General features: G+C 65.6%; 11 protein-coding genes. 7 read left to right on the top strand and 4 right to left on the bottom strand.

Annotation, left to right across the window (positions count from 1 at the left end; genetic code table 11):
- Positions 1-3: 3 nt before the first annotated feature.
- Positions 4-681, bottom strand: coding sequence for a response regulator (locus tag AC3FOF_RS41880; protein WP_276264791.1), 678 nt, complete (start codon positions 679-681; stop codon positions 4-6).
- 139 nt (positions 682-820) lie between these two features.
- Here AC3FOF_RS41880 and dsbD point away from each other — a divergent pair, with 139 nt between their 5' ends.
- Genes dsbD through AC3FOF_RS41845 form a run of 7 tightly spaced genes read left to right on the top strand, consistent with a single transcriptional unit; the run spans position 821 to position 8012 of the window.
- On the top strand, positions 821-2710 hold the full coding sequence (gene dsbD, locus AC3FOF_RS41875; protein ID WP_488730013.1) for a protein-disulfide reductase DsbD: 1890 nt from the start codon (positions 821-823) through the stop codon (positions 2708-2710).
- Complete coding sequence (locus AC3FOF_RS41870; RefSeq protein WP_488730012.1) at positions 2707-3555, top strand: TlpA family protein disulfide reductase; 849 nt, start codon at positions 2707-2709, stop codon at positions 3553-3555. Before dsbD ends, AC3FOF_RS41870 begins: the two co-directional genes overlap by 4 nt.
- Positions 3552-4409, top strand: coding sequence for a thiol:disulfide interchange protein DsbG (gene dsbG, locus AC3FOF_RS41865; protein ID WP_488730011.1), 858 nt, complete (start codon positions 3552-3554; stop codon positions 4407-4409). The genes AC3FOF_RS41870 and dsbG overlap by 4 nt, the downstream gene beginning before the upstream one ends.
- A 35-nt stretch (positions 4410-4444) precedes the next feature.
- Positions 4445-5824, top strand: coding sequence for a dihydrolipoyl dehydrogenase (locus AC3FOF_RS41860; protein WP_488730010.1), 1380 nt, complete (start codon positions 4445-4447; stop codon positions 5822-5824).
- 43 nt (positions 5825-5867) lie between these two features.
- Positions 5868-6185, top strand: a complete 318-nt coding sequence (locus AC3FOF_RS41855; protein ID WP_488730009.1) for a hypothetical protein — start codon at positions 5868-5870, stop codon at positions 6183-6185.
- Positions 6172-6894: a c-type cytochrome gene (locus tag AC3FOF_RS41850; protein ID WP_488730008.1), complete on the top strand. Its 723-nt coding sequence runs from the start codon at positions 6172-6174 to the stop codon at positions 6892-6894. Before AC3FOF_RS41855 ends, AC3FOF_RS41850 begins: the two co-directional genes overlap by 14 nt.
- Entirely contained in the window at positions 6891-8012 is a 1122-nt protein-coding gene (locus tag AC3FOF_RS41845) for a c-type cytochrome (RefSeq protein ID WP_488730007.1), read from the top strand. Before AC3FOF_RS41850 ends, AC3FOF_RS41845 begins: the two co-directional genes overlap by 4 nt.
- Before the next feature lie 51 nt (positions 8013-8063).
- On the opposite strand, the gene AC3FOF_RS41840 is transcribed toward AC3FOF_RS41845, so the two are convergent.
- From AC3FOF_RS41840 to AC3FOF_RS41830, 3 genes are all read right to left on the bottom strand, one after another.
- Entirely contained in the window at positions 8064-8804 is a 741-nt protein-coding gene (locus tag AC3FOF_RS41840; RefSeq protein WP_488730006.1) for a GntR family transcriptional regulator, read from the bottom strand.
- Positions 8805-9230: 426 nt separating this feature from the next.
- Positions 9231-12740, bottom strand: coding sequence for a pyruvate carboxylase (locus tag AC3FOF_RS41835; RefSeq protein ID WP_488730005.1), 3510 nt, complete (start codon positions 12738-12740; stop codon positions 9231-9233).
- Positions 12741-12915: 175 nt separating this feature from the next.
- The coding region (locus tag AC3FOF_RS41830) for an NAD(P)(+) transhydrogenase (Re/Si-specific) subunit beta (protein ID WP_488730004.1) at positions 12916-13829 on the bottom strand (914 nt) is incomplete at its 5' end.

The raw sequence follows: 13829 nt of genomic DNA, 5'->3' as shown, positions 1-13829 counted from the left end.
AGTTCATCGCTCCAGCTCGCCGCTCACCTCGCCAAGCCGGTAGCCCTGCCCTCGCACAGTCTCCACAATGCTGGCACCGAGTTTGCGCCGCAGGTTATGGATGTGCACGTTGACTGCGTTGCTTTCGACCTCCTGCTCGAAGCCGTAGAGGCTGTCGCGCAGTTGGTCGCCCGCGAGGATCTGGCGCGGATGCTGCAACAATGCACGCAGCAATGCCAATTCGCGCCGGGACAGATCCACTGGCTCCCCGCGCAGCAAGACTTCTCCAGTCGATGCCGTGAACGTCAACGCGCCATGTTCGATCCGGTCCACGCTGCGGCCTGAGGCACGGCGCAGCAGGGCCTGCAGCCGTGCCACGAGTTCCTCGAGGTCGAAAGGCTTCAGCAGGTAATCGTCCGCCCCCGCCTGCAGCCCCTTGACGCGATTCTCGACCGCATCGCGTGCGGTCAGCACCAGCACCGGCAGCGCTCTTCCTCGGGCACGCCACCGCGCGAGCACGACCATCCCGTCCTCGTCCGGCAGCCCGAGGTCAAGCACGCAGACATCAAAATGTGATGTCATCAACGCAGATTGCCCCAGGCTGGCAGTGCCCACGTGGTCCACCGTGAGGCCATGCAAGCGCAGGCCAGCGACGATGCCGCTGGCCACCAGCGGGTCGTCCTCGATCAATAAAACATGCACGGCAGTCACCTCCTTGGGGCCCGTCGCCGAATCGCGTTCGGCAACCAATGCTATCGAACTACGATGAAGGCACCGTTAACGCTGCCTTAATCGCAAGCTACCACCATGGGCCAACTCAATAGTTTAGCAATTCTTCATCGTGCCCGAGACGCTCCCAACCTGTACTCAACCGCATTGGCCCCGTCTGCCCCGTCGGGTCGCTGCCTGGCAGACGCTTCTCACGGTGCTGGTGTTGCTTGTCCAGTTGACGGGCATGTTCATGGCGACCGCATACGCCGCCGACGGCTTTCTGGAACCCGAAGAAGCCTTTGCATTGACTGCTGAGCTATCCCGCTCCGCCACTGGCGACCTCCGGCTGCACTGGAAGATTGCCCCGGGCTACTACCTCTACCGAGACCGCATCGGCGTCGCTGCCAAGCCTTCGGGCAGCCTGAATAGCGTCGACAAACCCTCCGGCGACCGCAAAGAAGACCCGAATTTTGGCGCGACGGAGGTTTACCACGATGCGGTGACTATTCCCATCCATGCGCCTGGCGCCCAGGAATTGGTCGTCACCTGGCAAGGCTGCGCCGATGCCGGACTGTGTTATCCACCGCAGACGCGCAGGATCGCTGTCGGTGCTGCCGCCATGAACACTTCCGCGGAGACTGTGCTATCGGCTCCCGCCACCGCCTCCGCGAAAGCGTCGCTGTTCGATGCAGCGGATGCCAGCGACAGCCGTATCACCCAGTTGATCGGCGAGCGAACTCTGGCCTGGAGCGGGCCGCTATTCTTCCTGCTTGGCATCGCACTGGCCTTCACGCCCTGCGTGCTGCCCATGGTGCCCATCGTCTCGGGCATCGTGGTCGGTAGCCAGGCGCCTCCGAGGCGAGCCTTCGCGCTGTCGCTGGCCTTCGTGCTGCCGATGGCGCTGACCTATGCACTGCTGGGGGCAGTCGCCGCAATGGCCGGCGCCAACCTGCAAGCGCTGCTGCAGAATCGCTGGACTGTCACCGCCTTCGGCGCCGTGTTCGTGGTGCTCGCGGCGGCGATGTTCGGCTTCTTCACGCTGCAGTTGCCGGGCTTCGTGCGCGACCGTCTCGATGGCGCGAGCCGGCGCCGCCAAGGCGGCACCCTGGCGGGCGCGGCTGCGCTGGGCCTGCTCTCCGCGCTGCTGGTCGGTCCCTGCATGACGGCACCACTTGCGGGCACGCTCCTCTACATTGCGCAGACGGGAAATGTCGCATCCGGAGCGGTGCTGCTGTTCGCACTGGGTCTCGGTATGGGCCTGCCGCTGCTGCTCATCGCGACCTTGGGCGCACGCTGCCTGCCCAAGCCCGGCCCCTGGATGGAACGGGTCAAGGGCGCTTTCGGGTTCCTGCTGCTGGGTACGGCTGTCTGGATGGTGCAGCGCGTGGTCCCCGCGCCGCTAGCGCTGGCCCTGTGGGGCGCGCTGCTGGCCGGCTTCGCACTGACGCTCGCGCACCTGGCTGCGCAGGCCGCCGCCGGCGCCCGCCTGTTGGGGCGCAGTGTAGCGCTGACGGCAGGACTCTGGGGCTGTGCCATGGTGCTGGGCGCGGCGGCTGGCAGTGGTGATCCCTGGCGGCCACTCGCCTTCGCAACGGCATCTACCGCAACGCCCACAGGTGCCACTGGCGAGCCGGCCTCGTTGCCCTTCGACACCGTCCGTAGCCCGCAGGCTCTCCAGGCACGGCTTGACATCGCCCGGGCTGCAGGTCGGCCGGTGCTCCTGGATTTTTCGGCCGACTGGTGTGTCTCCTGCAAGACGATCGAGCACGAAGTGTTTTTGGATGCCCGGGTGCGTCAAGCCCTGGCTGGCGTGGTCCTGCTGCGCGCGGACGTGACGGCTGGGGATGCCGACCAGCGTGCGCTAATGCGCCAGCACCAGGTACTCGGCCCGCCGACGGTGATACTGTTCGACGCAGAGGGCCGCGAGCGGCGTGACGCCCGCCTGGTCGGCGAATTCGGGGTGGCTGACCTGCTGGAGCGCCGTCCTGCCGACGGGGGCGTCTCAGGGGATCGCTCATGAGGTCGACGCTCCAGATCGGTCCATTGGCCCTGCCCTTCGCCTTATTGGTGCTCCTGAGCGCCGCCGCGCTGGGCTTGTTCATCGGCAAGCGCATAGGCCGTAAGGTCGGCATGGATGTGGAGCCGCAGATAATCCGCGTGTTGCTGGTCGCCGTCGTGCTCGCACGCCTTGCCTTCGTCTGGCAGTACCGGGACGCCTATTTCAGCGCACCGCTGGGCATCCTGGACATCCGCGATGGTGGCTGGGATCCGCAAGCCGGCTTGATTGCGGCCTGGGTCTATACGCTGATACTCATCCGGCCATGCCCTGCGCTTCGCAAGCCGCTACTCGCGGCCATTGGCACGGCCGGCGTCTTCTGGATGGTGGGATCGTTCACGCTTCTGGCGCTGCCGCAGGACGAAATCCTGCTTCCGGCCATCACGCTTTCCACCTTCGACGGCGGAACCGCATCGCTGATGTCCTTCGAGGGCAAGCCCACGGTGGTTAATCTCTGGGCCACGTGGTGCCCGCCCTGCCAGCGTGAGATGCCCGTGCTCCAGCACGCCCAGGCCGACCATCCCGAGTTGCACTTCGTCTTCCTGAACCAGGGCGAGTCTTATGCCGCCGTGCAACATTTCCTGGCGAGCCGGAACCTTGAACTGCGCAATGTGCTGCTCGACCCCGAGGGCGAGGCGGGTGCGCAATTCGGCCAGTCAGCATTGCCGGCCACCCTCTTCTTCGATGCATCGGGACGCCTGGTCGACCAACGTATTGGCGAACTGTCGCACGCCACGCTGGCGCAGCGACTGACCGCACTCGCCGCTCCCTCTTCCAAACGAACTTCCCAACCACCATCAATTCCATGACCATGCCAACGCCAGTCCCCCGTGTCCCTCCCGTCGGCCCCCGCCTCCTTTGGGCTATCGCCGCTGCGGCGGTGACCGCGGCGGGTGTGGTTGCGCAGTCGTGCGCGCTGGCCCAGGACCGCCCCTCCCCCTTGCGCGCGCTCGAGAAACAGGGCCTCACCGTCGTCGGCACCTTCCCGTCGCCGGGAGGTCTCACCGCCTGGGCTGGCTACATGGGCCAGCAGCCGATCGCACTGTACGCCACGCCCGATGGCAAGCACGTGATTGCGGGAGCCCTCCTGGATGCTGACGGCAAGGACGTCAATCGTGCGGTGCTGGAGAAGACCGTCAGCAAACCGATGACCGATGGCGTATGGGGTCAACTGCAGGGCAGCCGCTCGGTTGCTGATGGCTCTGACAAAGCGCCGCGCACCGTCTACGTCTTCACCGACCCGAACTGCCCCTACTGCAACAAGTTCTGGTCCGACGCGCGCCCCTGGGTGAACGCGGGCAAGGTGCAACTGCGCCACATCATCGTCGGCATCCTCACACCAACCAGCCCGAACAAGGCAGCGGCCCTGCTGGCCGATAAGAACCCTGCAGCGACATTGGCCGCCTATGAGCGCGCGCAGTCGGCAGCCACCGCCAAGGGCTTGGCCTCGGGCCGCCCGCGCCCACTCGGCGACGAAGGCATCCGGCCCCTGTCCCTCATCCCGCCGGCAGTGCAAGCGCAGCTCGATGGCAACGAGAAGCTCATGACCGACCTAGGCTTGCGGGCCACCCCAGCGGTGGTCTGGCGCGATTCCAAGGGCGCGGTGCAGATGCGCACCGGCGTGCCCGACCAGGCATTGGCCGAGATCATGGGCCCACGCTGAACACTGTCGCACCATAAGCCTCCAAGGAACTCTCCATGCCCCCCCCACTTACCACCGACGTTGCAATCATCGGCGCCGGAACCGCCGGGCTCACCGCCTTCCATGAGGTCACCCGCACAGGAAAATCCGCCCTACTGATCGACCACGGCCCGCTAGGGAGCACCTGCGCACGCGTGGGCTGCATGCCCTCCAAGGCCGCGCTGCACGCCGGCCAACGCTGGGCTACCCTGCGCGAACTGTTGAACGGAGCCAAGGCCCCTGCCGGCACTGTTTCGCCAGACGACCTGTGGCGCGAGGCGCGCGCCACCCGCGACATGCTGGCGGCAGGCGCCGCCCAGCGCACGGTGACCGCAGCCGGCGACCGTCTATTGATGGGTACGGCGCGGTTCGTCGACCGTCGAACCCTCGATGTGGACGGCCGGCGTGTGAACGCCCGCGCCTTCATCGTGGCCACCGGCTCCCGTCCCGTCGTACCCGCGGCATTCACAGCGCTGGGCGGTCGCCTGCTTACGACCGATACGTTGTTCGAGCTCGAGGAGCTTCCGCGCCGCATCGGCATCGTGGGCTTGGGTGTCATCGGGCTGGAAATGGGCCTGGCGCTGGCACGGCTCGGCGTGCGCGTCGTCGCTGGCGACCTCAAAGCCACGCTGGCCGGCATCGCAGACCCTGAGGTGGACGCGCGGGCTATCCAACGCTTCGGCAGCGAGCTCACGATGTGGCTGGGACGGCCAGTCGAAGCGCTGGCCGATGGCGAGTCCATCGTGCTGCGAAGCGGCAATGAGGCCGAGAACGTCGACATGGTCCTTGCCGCGCTCGGCAGGCGCCCCAATCTCGAAGCGCTCGACCTCGTTCAAGCCGGCATCCCGTCGGATGCGCACGGCCGCCCGGCCTTGGATCCGTACACGCTGCGCGCCGGCACCTCGTGCGTCTTCCTGGCCGGCGACGTCGCGGCCGACCGGCCACTGCTGCACGAAGCCGCCGACGAAGGACTGATCGCGGCGCGTGGCGCATTGCAAATGCTGGATGGGAACGCTGGGATGCCGCCGGCTCGACACGTCCCGCTGTCCATCGTCTTCAGCGACCCCGACATCGCCTCCGTGGGCGAGTCCTTCGACAGGCTGGATATGACCCGCACGGTGATCGGCACGGCACAGGGCTCGGGCAACGGCCGATCGCGCATCCTCGGCGCCGAAGGCAACCTGGTACGCGTTTACGCCGACCGCGTCGACGGCACGCTGCGTGGCGCCAGCCTGATCGCCATCCATGGCGAGCACCTGGCGCATCTGCTGGCCTGGGCCATCCAGCGCGGCGAAACCGTCAACGGGTTGCTTGCGGTGCCGTACTACCACCCAAGCATCGAGGAAATGCTGCAGAGCGCACTGAAGGATGCTGCGCGGCAGATCAGCGGCGGCTGAATCCCGCCGCCAGCTTGGCGGATCCACACACGAGGAGAAAAAAATGGAAGACCACAGCCACGGCGCGCGCATCCTCTTGCATGCGCCCACCGCCAACGCGCTAGCCCGCGCACGCAGCAACGCCGTCAATCTGACCAAGGACGCACCGCAAGCGACAGTTCGCATCGTTGCGAATGCCGAGGCGGTGGCGGCCGCGCTGGACGCGCCCGACGCCTTGGCCGACCCGCTCACCCTGATCTGCCCCAACACGCTGACCAAGATCGCCCGGGAAGCGCGGGCGCCCTTGACCGTGCTGCCGGAAGGCGCCGTGCTCGCGCTGGCGAGGATGCAGAGCGAAGGTTGGTTCTATGTGCGCGCCTAAGTTTCGCGCGGTGCTGCTGCTGACCGCCGCGTTCGCCGCACCGGCACTGGCACAGCAGGCCACTATCGCCCAGGGGCAGCAGATTGCCACCCAGGGTACCTTGCAAGGCGTCGCAGCCTGCGTCAGTTGCCATGGAGCGCAGGGCGCTGGCAATGCTGCCTTCCCTCGCTTGGCTGGCACCGGCCAGGCTTACCTGCAGGCGCAGCTTGACGCTTTCGCCGACGGCCGTCGCAAGAACCCCATCATGCAGCCCTTTGCGCAGAAGCTTTCGGCCACCGAGCGTATCGCACTCGCGATGTACTACAGCCAATTGCCAGCGCCCCTTGGGGCACCGCCTAGCGCTGTCGAGGCGCCTTCGGTAACACGCTCCGACGCCGGCGCCTGGCTCGCCACGCGCGGACGTTGGTCCGACAAACTCCCTGCCTGCGCGCAATGCCATGGGCCAAGTGGATCCGGCGTCGGCGCACAGTTCCCGCCACTGGCGGGCCTCTCGGTGGCCTACGTCACCCAACAGCTGCAAGCCTGGAAGGCCGGCACCCGGCCGCCAGGCCCTCTGGGCCTGATGCCGGCCGTTGCCAGCAAGCTGTCCGACAAGGATGTCGATGCCGTAGCCGCGTACTACTCAGCACTGGCCACTGTGCCGGCACAGGCCCCGGTCCAAGGCACCGGCAATGCCTTACAGAACAACACTAAAGGAGCCCGGCCATGAACACGCAGCCGCGACACGACGATGCCGCACCGAAGCGACGCATCAACGGTCTGGCCGTCTTCGCCGGTGCCGTCGTTACTGTGGTACTGGGCGTGGCAATCGGCGCGAACGTGATGTTCAATCGTCTCCTGGATGCGCCGTTGGCCGGTGACCATTCGGAGAACGTCTCTGCCACGACCACCACCGAGGTAGCCGTGGCACTATCGACAGCACCTGCCGCGGCGAAGGTGCAAGCCGTCACCACCGCCTTTGCCCCGCCCGCCGAAGATAGCCTTCCCGAAGGGGACTACGGCAAGATGATTCGTTTGGGCGAAAGGATTTTCAAGGAGACAGGCAAGTACGCCCCCCGCTACGTGGGTAACGACCTCAACTGCGTCAACTGCCACCTCGACGGCGGCCGCAAGCCCGACTCCGCGCCGCTGTGGGCCGCCTTCGTGCACTACCCGGCCTACCGAAGCAAGACAGGCAAGGTCGACACGCTGGCCTCGCGCATCCAGGGCTGCTTCGCGTTCAGCATGAACGGAAAGGCGCCACTGCAGGACGATGAGATCATGACCGCGCTGCAGACCTACGCCTTCTGGCTTGCCACGGGCGCGCCAGTCGGAAAACCGATGCCCGGCAGCGGCTATCCCAAGCTCAAGAAAGCCGCTCAGCCCGACTACGCACGCGGCGAAAAGGTCTACATGCAAAACTGCGCGCTATGCCACGGCACCGACGGTCAAGGGCAGCGCACGGGGAATATCCAGGTATTTCCGCCGCTTTGGGGTCCGAAGTCCTTCAACTGGGGCGCGGGCATGCATCAGCTTGCCAACGCGGCCGGTTTCATCCAGGCCAACATGCCACTGGGCAAGGGCGGTACGCTCAGCGAGCAGGATGCCTGGGACGTCGCGATGTTCATGAACAGCCATGAGCGCCCGCAGGATCCGCGCTTCATGGGTTCGATCGAGGCCACCCGCAAGAAGTACCACGACACGGACGACTCGATGTATGGCCGTACAGTGAACGGGCATGTGCTCGGTAGCCCATATCGGGACGGGGCGGCCTTTGAATCGATCGTGGCTACCGAAGCCAGATCGTATGGTACGCTGATCCGCAACGCCGGGCTCGCCGATCGCTGAAGCGGGTTCTTGCGTTCCGTCCGTGCGCGGGCCACGTCTCGTTGATTCAGCCTACGGTTGGGACAGGGCAAACTCGTGGCAAGTCGTGTCGAGCCGAGAAACGCGATACTCGATGCGTTCGTCATGGAATGAAGACGCAATCCTCAGTATCTTCAGTAGTGGACTGCCAAGCGGAACCCCTAGCAACGTGTGGTCATCCTCGTTCGCCAATGCGGACCGCAAATGTTCCTCGATGCGAATGACATTGATGCCAAAGATGTCCTGGTAGAAGTTGTAAAGCGTATTCGGCCGCTCGCGCAGCTGCTTTTCGGTCAGGCTCTTGAAGCGTGCTTCCGGGACCGTAATGGCATCGATCATCACAGGTTTCCCTTCCAGCGAGAGGACATTGGTGAACCGGAACACGGGATCTCCGACCGCGATAGCCAAAGCGGTGGCCTCCTCCTGGTCGGCCCTCGCCCGGCGAAACCTTGCCAGGCGCACGCGGGGATACTCGCGATGCCCATCCTGTCGAACAATCCGGAAGAACCGGAAGAAGTGGTCTTCCTGACGGTGAGTTGCTACAAACGTGCCTCGGCCCTGATGGCGAATCATGATGTTCTCTGCCACCAGTTCGTCAATCGCCTTGCGCAGAGTACCGATCGAAACACCGAATCGGTCGGTCAGCTTGCGCTCGGATGGAATGACTTCGCCCGCTTTCCACTCCCCCGCCGCAAGCGCGGCAAGGATTGCATGTTTAACATCTTTGTACAGCACGCCACCAATAGCGCTGCCGGCGTCAAATTGCGTGCCCACGTTCAGAATCCTGTTTGACGATCGCGCAAGCCGGGGCAACCGGTTGCACATTTCATATGATATAGATAAGCAGGATCATACCAAAGTGTTTGAGCGGCTCACAAACCAGCCCCTGATTCCCGTTCACGCACGGCCCCGACACTTTTTGCAAGCCTCTTTTCGTGATGAGAAGTGGTCTCCCTGCATCGTGGGTGCGAGCCGACGCACGCCCCGCTCTATCGGTTTATCGGTTCCAGTGCAACACACTGTGGCGATGCGGCTCCTGCCGCATCGCCTTCACAGCCCTCTTGCGGGACTGCATCCACGATCAGCCCGCTTTCATGGTTGCATGCCTCGTGGATAGCGTGAGGCACAGTCAAGAACAACTGCGAAAAGACAAGCGGCCAGTACATTGGAGTCAGCTGAACGCTCGCCCCATACCCGGTGTCAATCCGCGCTCTTCAGTTCGATCAGCAAATCCTTCGCCGCCACACGATCCCCCTGCTGAACATGCACCGCCGCAATCTCGCAGTCCCGGTCCGCCGCGATATGGGTCTCCATCTTCATCGCCTCCAGCGCCAGCAGCGTCGTGCCCGCGGCCACGCGCTGGCCCGGCTGCACCGCCACCGTCACGATCGAGCCAGGCATGGGCGCGGCGACATGCAGTGGGTTCTCGGGCTCGGCAACCGGCCGGCTGTGGCGCGCCGCGGCCGCTTGCGTGGTGCTGCGCTGCTCGACCAGCGCGGTGCGCGACTGCCCGTTCAGCTCGAACTGGACCTTGATCAGACCCTCCTCGGCGTCGGGGTGCGTGCCTTGCAGCGAGACCAGCAGGGTCTTGCCGGCGGCGATGTCGATGGCCACTTCTTCCTGCGGCTGCAGGCCGTACAGGTATGCTGGCGTCGGTACCATCGAGGTATCGCTGTAGGTGCGCACATGCGCGTGGTACTCGCCGGCCTGCTTCGGGTACATCAGGTACGAAGCCAGCTGGCGGTCGTCAAGCGGCTGTTCGCATGCGGCTTCGCCCGCGGCGCGCGCCGCGTCGAGATCGACCGGCGGGATCTGGTCGCCGGGCCGGTACGGCGCTGGCGGCTCGCCGCGCAGCACCTTGCGCGACAGTGCCGCGGGGAAGCCGTCGGGCGGAAAGCCCAGTTCGCCCTTGAACAGCGACACCACCGATTCAGGGAAAGCGATTTCCTTGGCCGGATCGCACACGTCGGCGGCGCTCAGGTCGTTGGCCACCATCATCAATGCCAGGTCGCCGACCACCTTGGACGTCGGCGTCACCTTGACGATGTCGCCGAACATCTGGTTGACCTCGGCGTAGGCGCGCGACACCTCGGTCCAGCGATGCTCGATGCCGAGCGAGCGCGCCTGCTCGCGCAGGTTGGTGTACTGGCCGCCGGGCATCTCGTGGCGGTACACGTCGGCGGTCCCGGCGCGGATTTCGGATTCGAACGGCGCGTAGTAGCGGCGCACCCCCTCCCAGTACATCGACGCTTCGTGCAGGCGCTCCAGGCTGAGGCCGGGATCGCGCTCGCTGCCGGCCAGGGCCGCGGCGATGCTCGACAGGTTGGGTTGCGAGGTCAGCCCGCTCATGGCGTCGAGCGCGCCGTCGACCGCATCGCAGCCGGCGTCGATCGCGGCCAGTGCCGAAGCGGCCGAGATGCCGCTGGTGTCGTGGGTATGGAAATGCACAGGCAGCCCGGTCTCTTCCTTGAGCGCCTTGACCAGCGCCGCGGCCGCCTGCGGACGGCAGATGCCTGCCATGTCCTTGATGCCCAGCACATGCACGCCGGCCTGCTGCAGCTCGCGCGCGATGCCGACGTAGTACTTCAGGTCGTACTTGGCGCGCGACTTGTCGAACAGGTCGCCGGTATAGCAGATCGCGCCTTCGCACAGCATGCCGCTTTCGCCGACGGCATCGATCGCGACACGCATATTGCGCACCCAGTTCAGCGAATCGAACACGCGGAACACATCCACGCCGGTGCTGGCGGCCTGGCGCACGAAGAAGCGCACCACGTTGTCGGCATAGTTGGTGTAGCCGACCGCGTTGGATCCACGCAGCAGCATCTGGAACAGCACGTTGGGCACGCGCTCGCGCAGTTGCTCAAGGCGCTGCCATGGGTCTTCCTTGAGAAAGCGCAGTGCCACGTCGAAGGTGGCGCCGCCCCAGCACTCCAGCGAGAACAGCTGAGACAGCTCGCGCGCATAGAACGGCGCGATCGGCAGCATGTCGGCGGTGCGCATGCGCGTGGCGAACAGCGACTGGTGCGCGTCGCGCATGGTGGTGTCCGTCAGCAGCACCTGCTTCTGCTCCAGCATCCAGCGCGAAAACTTCTCCGCGCCCAGATCGCGCAGCCGGTCGCGCGTACCGTAGGGCAGCGCGCCGCTGGTGTCGACGGCGGGCAGCACCGGTGCGGGCAGCGGCAGCGATGGCAACGTGCGGCCGCTCATCTCCGGGTGCCCGTTGACGCTGACCTCGCCCAGGTATCGCAGCAGCTTGGTGGCGCGGTCCAGGCGCTTGGTGAACGCCAGCAGTTCCGGCGTCAGGTCGATAAAGCGCGTGGTGACGTCGCCGGAGCGGAACGCGGGATGGTTGATGACGTTCTCGAGGAACTGCAGGTTGGACGCGACGCCGCGGATGCGGAACTCGCGCAGCGCACGGTCCATGCGCCGGATCGATTCGGGCGCGGTCGGTGCCCAGGTGGTGACCTTGACCAGCAGCGAATCGTAGTACGGCGTGATCACCGCGCCGCCATATGCGGTGCCGGCATCGAGGCGCACACCGAAGCCGGCCGCGCTGCGGTAGGCGGTGAGGCGGCCATAGTCCGGCAGGAAGCCGTTCTCCGGGTCCTCGGTGGTGATCCGGCATTGCAGCGCATGACCGTTCAGCGCAATCGCTTCCTGCACCGGCACGCCCGCGGCGCGCACGACGATCTCGCCGTTTTCATTACGCGTGTTCTCGGTCATGCCGATATGGCCGCCTTCGGTCACGCGGATCTGCGCCTTGACGATGTCGATCCCGGTGACCATCTCCGTGACCGTGTGCTCGACCTGGATGCGCGGATTGACTTCGATGAAGTAGAACTGGCCGGAGTCGGCATCCATCAGGAATTCGACCGTGCCGGCATGCGTGTAGCCGACCGCGCGCATCAGCCGCAGGGCCGATTCGCACAGCGTGGCCCGGCCGGCATCGTCGAGGTATGGCGCGGGCGCGCGCTCGACCACCTTCTGGTTGCGCCGCTGCACGGTACAGTCGCGCTCATAGAGATGCACTAGGTTGCCGTGCGTGTCGCCGAGCACCTGCACTTCGACGTGGCGCGCATTGCGCACCAGCTTTTCGACATACACCTCGTCGTTGCCGAACGCGGCCAGCGCCTCGCGCCGCGCCGCGGCCAGCGCCCCCTCAAGATCCTGCTCGCTTTCCAGGACCCGCATGCCGCGGCCGCCGCCGCCCCAGCTTGCCTTGAGCATCAGCGGATAGCCGATGCCGGCGGCCAGGCGCTTGCACGTCTCCAGGTCATGCGGCAGCGGATCGGTAGCCGGCATCACCGGCACGCCCGCCTCGATCGCCGCGTTGCGCGCTGCCACTTTGTTGCCAAGCTTGCGCATGACCTCGGGCGACGGGCCGATCCAGCGGATTCCCGCGTCGATCACAGCCTGCGCGAAGTCCGGGTTTTCGGAGAGGAAGCCATAGCCCGGATGGATGGCATCGACCTTCGCCTTCCGGGCAATGCGCAGGATATCGTCGATATCGAGATAAGCCGCCAGAGGCTTCTTGCCTTCGCCGACCAGGTAGCTCTCGTCAGCCTTGAAGCGATGGAGCGCAAGGCGGTCTTCCTTCGAATAGATCGCCACGGTGCGCACGTTCATCTCGGCGGCCGCGCGCATCACGCGGATCGAGATCTCGGAACGGTTGGCAATCAGCAGGGACTTGATCGGAGTGTAGTCCATAGGGCACTCGAGGAAAGAGCCAGCCATGCGCAATAGGCACGGCATGGTCAATTGATCGAAGGTGCAGCGTTTCAGGTCGGTTCTTCCACGCTGCGAGAACAGAAAAAGTCGCGGCCAACTCCCTGACCGTCTTACAGAGGCTTCACTTTATGTGATAGTAGCCCAGTCCGGCGCATCAGGCCGCCTTGCCCATGTCCTCGACCACCTTCTTGGCGTCGCCGAACACCATCATGGTCTTGTCCATGTAGAACAGCTCGTTGTCCAGCCCGGCGTAGCCCGCCGCCATCGAACGCTTGTTGACGATGATGGTCTTGGCCTTGTAGGCCTCCAGGATCGGCATGCCGGCGATCGGCGAGGCGGGGTCGGTCTTGGCGGCCGGGTTCACCACGTCGTTGGCGCCCAGCACCAGCACCACGTCCGCCTGGCCGAACTCGCTGTTGATGTCTTCCATCTCGAAGACCTGGTCGTAGGGCACCTCGGCTTCGGCCAGCAGCACGTTCATATGGCCCGGCATGCGGCCCGCCACCGGGTGGATGGCGTACTTCACCGTCACGCCCCGCTCGACCAGCTTCTCGGTGAGTTCCTTCAGCGCGTGCTGCGCCCGCGCCACCGCCAGGCCGTAGCCCGGCACGATGATCACGGTCTCGGCATTGCCCATCAGGAAGGCCGCGTCGTCGGCAGAGCCGGACTTCACGTTGCGCTGCGCCTGGCCGCCGGCCACGGCTGCCGCGGGCGCGCCGCCGAAGCCGCCCAGCAGCACGTTGAAGAAGGAGCGGTTCATCGCCTTGCACATAATGTACGAGAGGATGGCGCCGGAGGACCCCACCAGCGAGCCGGCAATGATCAGCATCGGGTTGTTGAGCGAAAAGCCGATGCCGGCCGCCGCCCAGCCCGAGTACGAGTTGAGCATCGACACCACCACCGGCATGTCCGCGCCGCCGATCGGGATGATGATCAGCACCCCCAGCACGAAGGCGATCGCCAGCATCAGCAGGAAGGGCAGCCAGGCCTGCGACAGGCAGAAGATGGCGCCGAAGCCAATCATGGCCACCGCCAGCAGCAGGTTCAGCATGTGCTGGCCGGCGAAGG

The organism is Cupriavidus sp. 96C5-1, from assembly GCF_057798855.1.
This window is presented reverse-complemented; position numbering and strand designations above follow the sequence as displayed.

Coding starts and splice junctions, on each gene's coding strand:
- AC3FOF_RS41870 (WP_488730012.1), top strand. CDS start 2,707: ATGAGGTCGACGCTCCAGATCGGTCCATTGGCCCTGCCCTTCGCCTTA.
- dsbG (WP_488730011.1), top strand. CDS start 3,552: ATGACCATGCCAACGCCAGTCCCCCGTGTCCCTCCCGTCGGCCCCCGC.
- AC3FOF_RS41860 (WP_488730010.1), top strand. CDS start 4,445: ATGCCCCCCCCACTTACCACCGACGTTGCAATCATCGGCGCCGGAACC.
- AC3FOF_RS41855 (WP_488730009.1), top strand. CDS start 5,868: ATGGAAGACCACAGCCACGGCGCGCGCATCCTCTTGCATGCGCCCACC.
- AC3FOF_RS41850 (WP_488730008.1), top strand. CDS start 6,172: ATGTGCGCGCCTAAGTTTCGCGCGGTGCTGCTGCTGACCGCCGCGTTC.
- AC3FOF_RS41845 (WP_488730007.1), top strand. CDS start 6,891: ATGAACACGCAGCCGCGACACGACGATGCCGCACCGAAGCGACGCATC.
- AC3FOF_RS41835 (WP_488730005.1), bottom strand. CDS start 12,740: ATGGACTACACTCCGATCAAGTCCCTGCTGATTGCCAACCGTTCCGAG.